The organism is Nodosilinea sp. LEGE 07088, from assembly GCF_015207395.1.
GTDB lineage: Bacteria > Cyanobacteriota > Cyanobacteriia > Phormidesmidales > Phormidesmidaceae > Nodosilinea.
In genome coordinates this window covers 21874-29102 of sequence record NZ_JADEWX010000063.1, presented here as the reverse complement: position 1 = coordinate 29102, position 7229 = coordinate 21874, and the positions used below count along the sequence as shown (strand labels likewise).

The following is a 7229-nucleotide window of genomic DNA, read 5'->3' as shown; positions in this document are numbered from 1 at the left end:
GCCCCATGGTCAGGGCCGTCGTCCAGGTTACTGGCGTAGCGCACGATATAGTGGTGCTCCCAGGGCTGGCCGAGGGATCGCTGCCACGCCTGGGAGGGAATCTGGGGGAGGGATGGGGTTTCAGTCATCCCAGAATTTTACCGGAGCGGGTTAATTTGTAGAACGTTGCCAGGTTCTCTAAACATGGAGCTAGCTATGGAGCTAGCTGAGATGACCATCACTATTTTGGTGGTTGATTGATGGCAGAGATTGATGGGGATTGTTGTGCAAGGATACTCGGGCAAATAGTGATTTGCCTCTTCGGGCGCGATCGAGGTTAAGGTCATGCCGGGGCCACGACCCCCATGGTTAGCTGCACCGACTCGGGGTTAGCCCAAAGCACTAGTTTGGGGCCGTAGGGGCTGCTGAGGTATTTGTGGGTTGGCAAAATTCGCAGCGACAGCCCCTGTAACCCGCTGGCGGTGTACTCCATCTCCAGAGCGTAGAAGCTTCTGCCGTTGGCATCCTGCCCTTGGTAGGTCATGGGGGTCGCCGTGCCAGCGTGAATCTCACCGTCAACTGCCACGGTGCCCTGATACAGCTCAACCTGCACATCATCAGGGGTGAGGTCTCTCAGCTGAATTGCAGCGGTGACCTTAACGGGCTGGTTGACCCGCAGATCGGTGGTGTCAGACATGGCCACTGTCTCAAAGCGCACGTCGTACCAGTGCTGAGTAATGCGAGCCTGCCAGGTGGCCAGTTCTTTACCAGGGGCGTAGTGGTCAGCTGACAGGGCTTGGGCGCGATCGCTGGCGGCAAAATATCCGTGATTGGCGTAGTCTTTGACCATGCGGGCGGTATTGAAGCGGGGGGTGTTGAGGTAGATAGCCTCTTTCATTTTGGCCACCCAGCCCCGGGGGATTTCGGCTGGGTCGCGATCGTAAAACAGCGGCACCACTTCTTTTTCGAGGATGTCGTAGAGGGCATTGGCCTCCACGTCGTCTTGGTAGTCGGGGTCGTCGTAGTCTTCGCCATGGCCAATGGGCCAGCCGGTACGAATGTAGTCGGCCTCGTCCCACCAGCCGTCGAGCACGCTGAGGTTGGGCAGACCGTTCATGGCCGCCTTCATGCCGCTGGTGCCCGAGGCTTCCCGGGGGCGGCGGGGGGTGTTGAGCCACACGTCGCAGCCCGCCACCATATCCCGCGCCACGTGAATGTCGTAGTTGGGCACAAACACAATCGACCCGCTGAGGCCCTCGTCGCGGGTGAAGTGAACAATGCTGCGAATCAGCTCTTTGCCAGGAATGTCTTTGGGGTGGGCCTTGCCAGCGATCACAAACTGTACCCGCCGACCACTGCCCTGGCCGGTGATGATCTGACGGATGCGCTCCAGGTCACGCAAAAACAGTGTGGCCCGCTTGTAGGTGGCAAAGCGGCGGGCAAAGCCAATGGTGAGCACAAAGGGGTCGAGGCATTCCTGGGCGGCAGCCAGTTCGCGGGCCGAGCCACCGCGATCGACCAAGCTCTTGGCTAGGCGATCGCGCACGTTGACCACCAGCTGCGATCGGCACTGCTCATGATTGCGCCACAGTTCATCGTCGGGGATGGCGTACACCCGCTCCCACAACGCCGCACCGGGGCTGGCCTGGGCCCAGTTGGGGCCGAGGTAGCGATCGTAGAGCGCCTGGGTTGACTTCGCGACGCAGCTACGGGCATGCACCCCATTGGTAATGGCTTGAATGGGCACCTCGCTCGGGGGTAACTCCACCCATAGAGCGCCGAACATATCTCGCGATACTTCGGCGTGGAGCTGGCTCACCCCGTTGATAAAGGTGGCTGTCTTAATCGCCAGCACCGCCATGCTAAAGGGGGCCGAGAAGTCGCCCGTATCGGTGCGGCCCAGGGCCAGAAACTCAGCGTCACCCAGGCCAAAGCAATCGCGGTAATGGCCCAGGTAGTGCAGTATCTTGTCTGGCGGAAATAGATCGATTCCGGCCGGGACAGGGGTGTGGGTGGTAAACATCTGGCTGGTCTGGGCCACCTGCAAGGCCTCAGTAAAACTCAGCCCGGCGGCGTCCATCAGCACCCGCATGCGCTCCAGGGCCATAAAGGCCGAGTGACCTTCGTTCATATGGTGAGTGGTCGGTGCTAACCCCAAGGCCGTGAGCATGCGAATGCCGCCAATGCCCAGCATGATCTCTTGGTGAATACGCATGTCGATGTCGCCGCCGTAGAGGCGATCGCAGATATCCTGGTCATACTGGTTATTGGGCTCAATATTGGTGTCGAGCAGGTACAACGGCACCGTGCCCACCTGCACCCGCCAGATGCGCGCATAGACTGTGCGGCCTGGATACTCCACCTCAATCCGTAGCTCGTTGCCGTCACCATCTCGCTCCAGGTGCAGAGGCATGTTGTAGAAATCGTTGATCGGGTAGTGTTCCTGCTGCCAGCCATCGGCGTTCAGGTACTGGGCAAAGTAGCCTTCCTGGTAGAGCAGGCCCACCCCCACCAGGGGCAGGCCCAGATCGCTCGCCGACTTGAGATGGTCTCCGGCCAATACTCCCAAACCGCCAGAATATACCGGCATGCAGGTGGTGAGGCCAAACTCCATCGAGAAGTAGGCATAGCACTCGTTGGGCACCGGATTGCTACGGTGCTTTTTGTACCAGGTGCGATCGCGCAGATAGTCTTCCAATCGCTGGGCTGCCCGATCCATCTGGGCTAAAAACCCCGCATCCTCTGCAATTTCATTCAGCCGCGCCTGGTTGATTGTCCCTAACATCAGTACTGGGTTATAGCGACTCGACTCCCACAGGTCAGCGTCTAGCCGCCGAAACAGATCCACCATCTCCACGTCCCAGTCCCAGTGCAGGTTATAGGCCAGGGTACGTAGTGCCTCCAGCCGTTGGGGCAGGGCAGGGGTGACATTGAAGGTGCGAATAGGGCGCATAGGTCAAGAAAGATTAACGGCTTTGCAGGGCATTCTGTGGCTAGTTGAGGATCGTCGCTGGGCTTTTAGCAGCCTCTTCTGGCGCAGGGGCAGGGGTTTCATCGAGCGATCCCCGATGCTCGTTGTCCCTAAACTTTAGGCTTTTCCTTACCTCTAGGTTATGAGATCCCTACCTAAAGACCTAGCCTAAGAGAATCGCTAATGGGAATAATAGAGAGGTAGCGGAAACTACAGACCAGCCTAAAGAGGACATCGTCATGACACAGGATAGAAACACCCAAGCAGTTCTAGAGCGCGATCCCCGCCCCGAGCCCGAGTTTGATCAATGGGCTAAAGCTGTGCGCCAGCAGATGGTTGCTGCCCTCAAGCGTCGCGGCAATCACTAACGGCTACCCCCGCCCAAACCCGTTTGGCCCAACAGCAATACCCAACCCCCGGCAGCTGTAGGGTAGGACAGAGGAACGCTGACCCTGTCAAAGGACTCGCAGGAGTTCTGCAAGAATTGGATCCTCAGCTCGTCGCTACACCCTGTCCACTCATTCAGTTACCTCCTCCTTGCCTCTCATTGGGAGAGTAGTCTTGATAGACTACGGGTGCATGTCATAGTCGTGCACCTAGTCCCTCAATCGCCAACTCTGTGGCCACCAAAAAAACCACCGGCAAAAGCAGCGGCAAATCCAGTGATAGTGCTCCGTCGACTCCCGCCAGTTCAGGTCGGGGGTTTAAGGTGCAGGTGTTTTACCTGGCTGCCCGCAGCAATAGCCCCAACGCTCCCCTTAAAGACGCCCTGTGGTTTGCTACCTATCCCATGATTCCGCGCATCGGTGACTGCGTATTTCGCGATGGCGTGTACTACCGAGTAGAGCGCGTTTTTTTGTATGAAAATTTGGCCGCTGGGTGGTGCGCTGATGTCGAAGTTTCCTTCTACGGCAGACGCTGATTATGGCTTCAATAACCGCGCCTGATATGGTGTTACAAAACTTATGTAAGCCTCTGCTAACAAAGCCTGTAACGCCCGCTGCCACAGTGTTACAGAACGATAATCTTCAGAAAGCCTATGCTAAAGTAGGCGGGTAACATGTTTTGTTTTCGGTAGGCTGGTCAATCACAGTCTGATCTCAGTTTTCGGGTAATCGGTGTGTACCACTCCGAATCGAACTTGTCTACATTGCATGTCTAATCTGGAGTTGTGCCATGTCGATTTATGTAGGAAACCTTGCCTACAGTGCTACGGAAGGAGACATCACCGAAGTCTTCGCCGAGTATGGAGCCGTTAGTCGTGTTACCGTGCCCACCGATCGCGAAACGGGTCGCCCCCGCGGCTTTGCCTTCGTCGAGATGGAAAAAGAAACCGACGAAGACGCCGCTATCGAAGCCCTCGACGGGGCCGAGTGGATGGGGCGTGAACTGCGCGTCAACAAGGCCCGTCCCAAGGAGAAGCGCCCAGGTGGTGGCTCGCGCGGCAACTTTGGCGGTGGCGGCGGCAGAGATGGCGGCAACCGAGAATTTTCCCGCTGGTAAGTTCATCGGTTCACCGATCTAACGTCCACCGACCTAAATTATATAGGTGCCATGGCGGGGGATACCCATCCCCCGCCATTTTAGGATGCAGCCTAGACCCTAACTGGTGCGCCCTGCCTTGAGGGAGGGCACCTAAGTACCAAGCTCTAGGCCTTGGTCAGTGGATAAGTTTGCTGCCAAACAACCGCCTGGTCGCGGCTTAGGGCTGAAATAACCAGGGTTTTGACCCCATGCAGCCCCATTGCGGCCAAATTTTGATGCGCCAACAGAGCGTGAACCTGCTTAGCTGCTGCTTCAGCATTAGTGACGCGGATGGCTAGCCAGGAGATATGAAGCTGGTCGCCCTGGATGTTGACTTGGGCCAAAACCCGTCGCTGCTTCAGAAGTTTTTCGATCTGCTCTACCGGGGTAAGTGACTCAGCTTCAGCAGTAGAAGAAGAAGAAGAAGAAGAGGAATTCTTAGCTTGGATAGATGGCTCAGCTGTTTTTGCAGGTGGATTTTCTATGTGCTGCTTGAGCTGATGGAATGCCTGCTTGAGAGCTTCTACTTTGGCGCGATCGCCCTCGCGCAGGGCCAGAGCCTTGAGCTTAAAGTAACTGCCTTCAACCTTTTGCAGCGAGTCGCCGGGGGTTAACCCCAGCAGAGCATAGGCAGAGGGAATTGTTCCTGGGGCAGCCGACAGCGATGTAGGCTCCGTAACCTCCTCAGGGTCTAAGGCCCTTGTCGCCGGCAAGTCAGGCTCAGGGACAGGGAGCTGCTCTCGGGGCAGGGGGTTAACCTCGGCGGTGGCCGCACTCAGGGCCACTTCTACTCCCCAACCCGGTTCCTGCTGTTCAGCCTGGTCTGCATAAATCTGGAGGGTACTGAGAGCCCCTGTCTGGAGCCGACCAATGCCCCGGCGTACGTAGTCGACAGTGGCCGCCTGGGGCGGGAGGGTCTGGCCTGTCAGCCACAGCTGCAGGCAGTCGCCGCTGCGATCACCACGCACAGAAATGCCCTTAGACTGTAGAGCCTGGTTCATCAGGCTGGCGATCGCAGCGGCATCGCCAGCTTTAGCCTGCTCTAGCAACGAGATCGACACAGTAGATAACCTTCAAGCCAATTTCTCTAAGCTCAGGTTACCCTCTATGTTTCTAGAAATAGTCATCGCTAGCCCATGACCCGAGCGGCTACCCCCACCCGCGCCCGAGCCGCTGAAGCCGAAATTCAGCAGCGGCAAAACAGCGGCTTAAGCCGAGGGCCACTCCAGCACCCACTCGCCCAGCAGCCCGGTGCGAAAATCGTTGAGAATGCGCTTGGCGGTGCGTTCTACATCATCCTTGAATTTTTGTTCAGCTAGCTGAACCACAAAGCTTTCGCCGCTGTAGTCGCTCAGGTTCAGGTCATAGCGCCCCTGCAAAATGCTGGTGTAATTATCGAGTGAGGGGCTCTGCTCCAGACCCTTGAGCAAATCCAGCAGCGCCGCTGCCGTGCGCTGGGTATCGTAGGCAGCCTCGCCAATATCGTCACAGATAGCGAGCTTAATGGCGGCATCCTGGTCGTTCAGCCGGGCCGGAATGACGCCAGGAGCATCGAGCAAGTCGAGCTCGCCCGAGACTCGAATCCACCGGAGTTGACGGGTTACCCCGGCTTTGCGAGCACTGGCCGCCACCTTGCGGTTCAGTAGACGGTTAATCAGCGCCGACTTACCCACATTGGGGAAGCCAATCACTACCGCACGAATGGGGCGCGGCTTCATGCCCCGAGCCTGGCGGCGCTGGTTGACAGCATCGCCAGCACCCTGGGCCGCTTTTGCGATCGCTTTTACCCCCTTACCCTGCTGCCCATTGGTAAAGTAGGGAACCTCGCCCTGCTGGCGAAACCAGTCTTCCCAGGCAGTCCGGGCTGCTTCAGAAATCATGTCTACCCGGTTGAGTACCAGCACCCTGGGCTTTTCGCCCACCCATTCATCGACCTTTGGGTGCCTGGTCGCCAGGGGAATACGAGCATCGCGCACCTCCAGCACCACATCCACCCGGCTCAGCTGATCGACCAGGGCTTTTTCTGCCTTGGCGATATGGCCGGGGTACCACTGAATATCGGGGGAAGTCATGGGAGGAGTGGGTGGGTGAAGGAGCTAGTGGATGAAGGAGCAGATGAGTCAGGTCGCGAGGCAATCAGATACGGTCTCAGGGGAATAGGGTTAAGTTTCATCGCCGAGGTCTGCCCGTGGAGTCGCAGCCGTCTCGTCGGGCAGGACGGCTAGGGTCTCGAGGGTTTCGTCGCACCAGGCCAACCAGCTGGTTTCGTAGTGGATGCCGTTGCGCAGAGTGATGTACTGAAACCGAGCGCTTAGGGACATGGCACTGGACTCAGCGAAGTATGCTTGCTCGATCGCGCGGTAGGTCTCCAATGTCTCAGCGTGCTGAGCACGCCCATGCTTCAGGGTAGCCTGCAGGGTTGTGGGGGGCACCAGGTAGCCCACAAACAGCTTAACCAGCAGATCGTCCTTAGTGGGCGCACATTTAGAGGGCTGGGCAATCCACTGTTTTAGCAGGGCTTTGCCCGACCCGGTGACGCTGAAAATCTTTTTGTCGGGCTTGCCTTCTTGGGCGACGGCTTCGGCGGCAATCAGAGACTGCTGCTCTAGCTTGGCGAGCTCTCGATAGATCTGCTGGTGGCTGGCGTGCCAGAAGAAGCCGACGGAGCCGTCAAACTGTTTGGCCAGGTCGTAGCCGCTGCAGGGGCAACCGATTAAGGCTGAAAGAATTGCGTGGGATAGGGCCATAGGACAAA

At 57.8% G+C, this 7229-nt stretch carries 7 protein-coding genes; 3 read left to right on the top strand and 4 right to left on the bottom strand.

Annotated elements, in window-relative coordinates:
• Positions 1-322 precede the first annotated feature (322 nt).
• Complete coding sequence (gene glgP / locus IQ254_RS15280; RefSeq protein ID WP_193967022.1) at positions 323-2932, bottom strand: alpha-glucan family phosphorylase; 2610 nt, start codon at positions 2930-2932, stop codon at positions 323-325.
• Positions 2933-3189: 257 nt separating this feature from the next.
• On the opposite strand from glgP, the gene IQ254_RS32120 reads away from it, so the two are divergent.
• From IQ254_RS32120 to IQ254_RS15270, 3 genes are all read left to right on the top strand, one after another.
• Positions 3190-3318: a hypothetical protein gene (locus IQ254_RS32120; RefSeq protein ID WP_255527007.1), complete on the top strand. Its 129-nt coding sequence runs from the start codon at positions 3190-3192 to the stop codon at positions 3316-3318.
• Between the two features lie 251 nt (positions 3319-3569).
• Positions 3570-3872: a hypothetical protein gene (locus tag IQ254_RS15275; protein ID WP_193967021.1), complete on the top strand. Its 303-nt coding sequence runs from the start codon at positions 3570-3572 to the stop codon at positions 3870-3872.
• Between the two features lie 254 nt (positions 3873-4126).
• Positions 4127-4453, top strand: a complete 327-nt coding sequence (locus tag IQ254_RS15270; protein WP_193967020.1) for an RNA-binding protein — start codon at positions 4127-4129, stop codon at positions 4451-4453.
• A gap of 146 nt (positions 4454-4599) precedes the next feature.
• Here the strand turns inward: IQ254_RS15270 and IQ254_RS15265 are convergent, their stop codons facing one another.
• The 3 genes from IQ254_RS15265 to IQ254_RS15255 form a co-directional block, all read right to left on the bottom strand.
• Entirely contained in the window at positions 4600-5535 is a 936-nt protein-coding gene (locus IQ254_RS15265) for a hypothetical protein (protein WP_193967019.1), read from the bottom strand.
• 147 nt (positions 5536-5682) lie between these two features.
• A complete protein-coding gene (gene ylqF, locus IQ254_RS15260; protein ID WP_193967018.1) occupies positions 5683-6546 on the bottom strand; it encodes a ribosome biogenesis GTPase YlqF in 864 nt (287 codons plus the stop codon).
• Between the two features lie 90 nt (positions 6547-6636).
• Positions 6637-7221 (bottom strand): PadR family transcriptional regulator, encoded by a 585-nt coding sequence (locus IQ254_RS15255; protein ID WP_193967017.1) that lies wholly within the window; start codon positions 7219-7221, stop codon positions 6637-6639.
• Positions 7222-7229: the final 8 nt, after the last annotated feature.

What these genes read in the sequence shown, in the direction of transcription:
- glgP (WP_193967022.1), bottom strand. Translation starts at nt 2,932, where the DNA reads ATGCGCCCTATTCGCACCTTCAATGTCACCCCTGCCCTGCCCCAACGG.
- IQ254_RS32120 (WP_255527007.1), top strand. Translation starts at nt 3,190, where the DNA reads ATGACACAGGATAGAAACACCCAAGCAGTTCTAGAGCGCGATCCCCGC.
- IQ254_RS15270 (WP_193967020.1), top strand. Translation starts at nt 4,127, where the DNA reads ATGTCGATTTATGTAGGAAACCTTGCCTACAGTGCTACGGAAGGAGAC.
- ylqF (WP_193967018.1), bottom strand. Translation starts at nt 6,546, where the DNA reads ATGACTTCCCCCGATATTCAGTGGTACCCCGGCCATATCGCCAAGGCA.
- IQ254_RS15255 (WP_193967017.1), bottom strand. Translation starts at nt 7,221, where the DNA reads ATGGCCCTATCCCACGCAATTCTTTCAGCCTTAATCGGTTGCCCCTGC.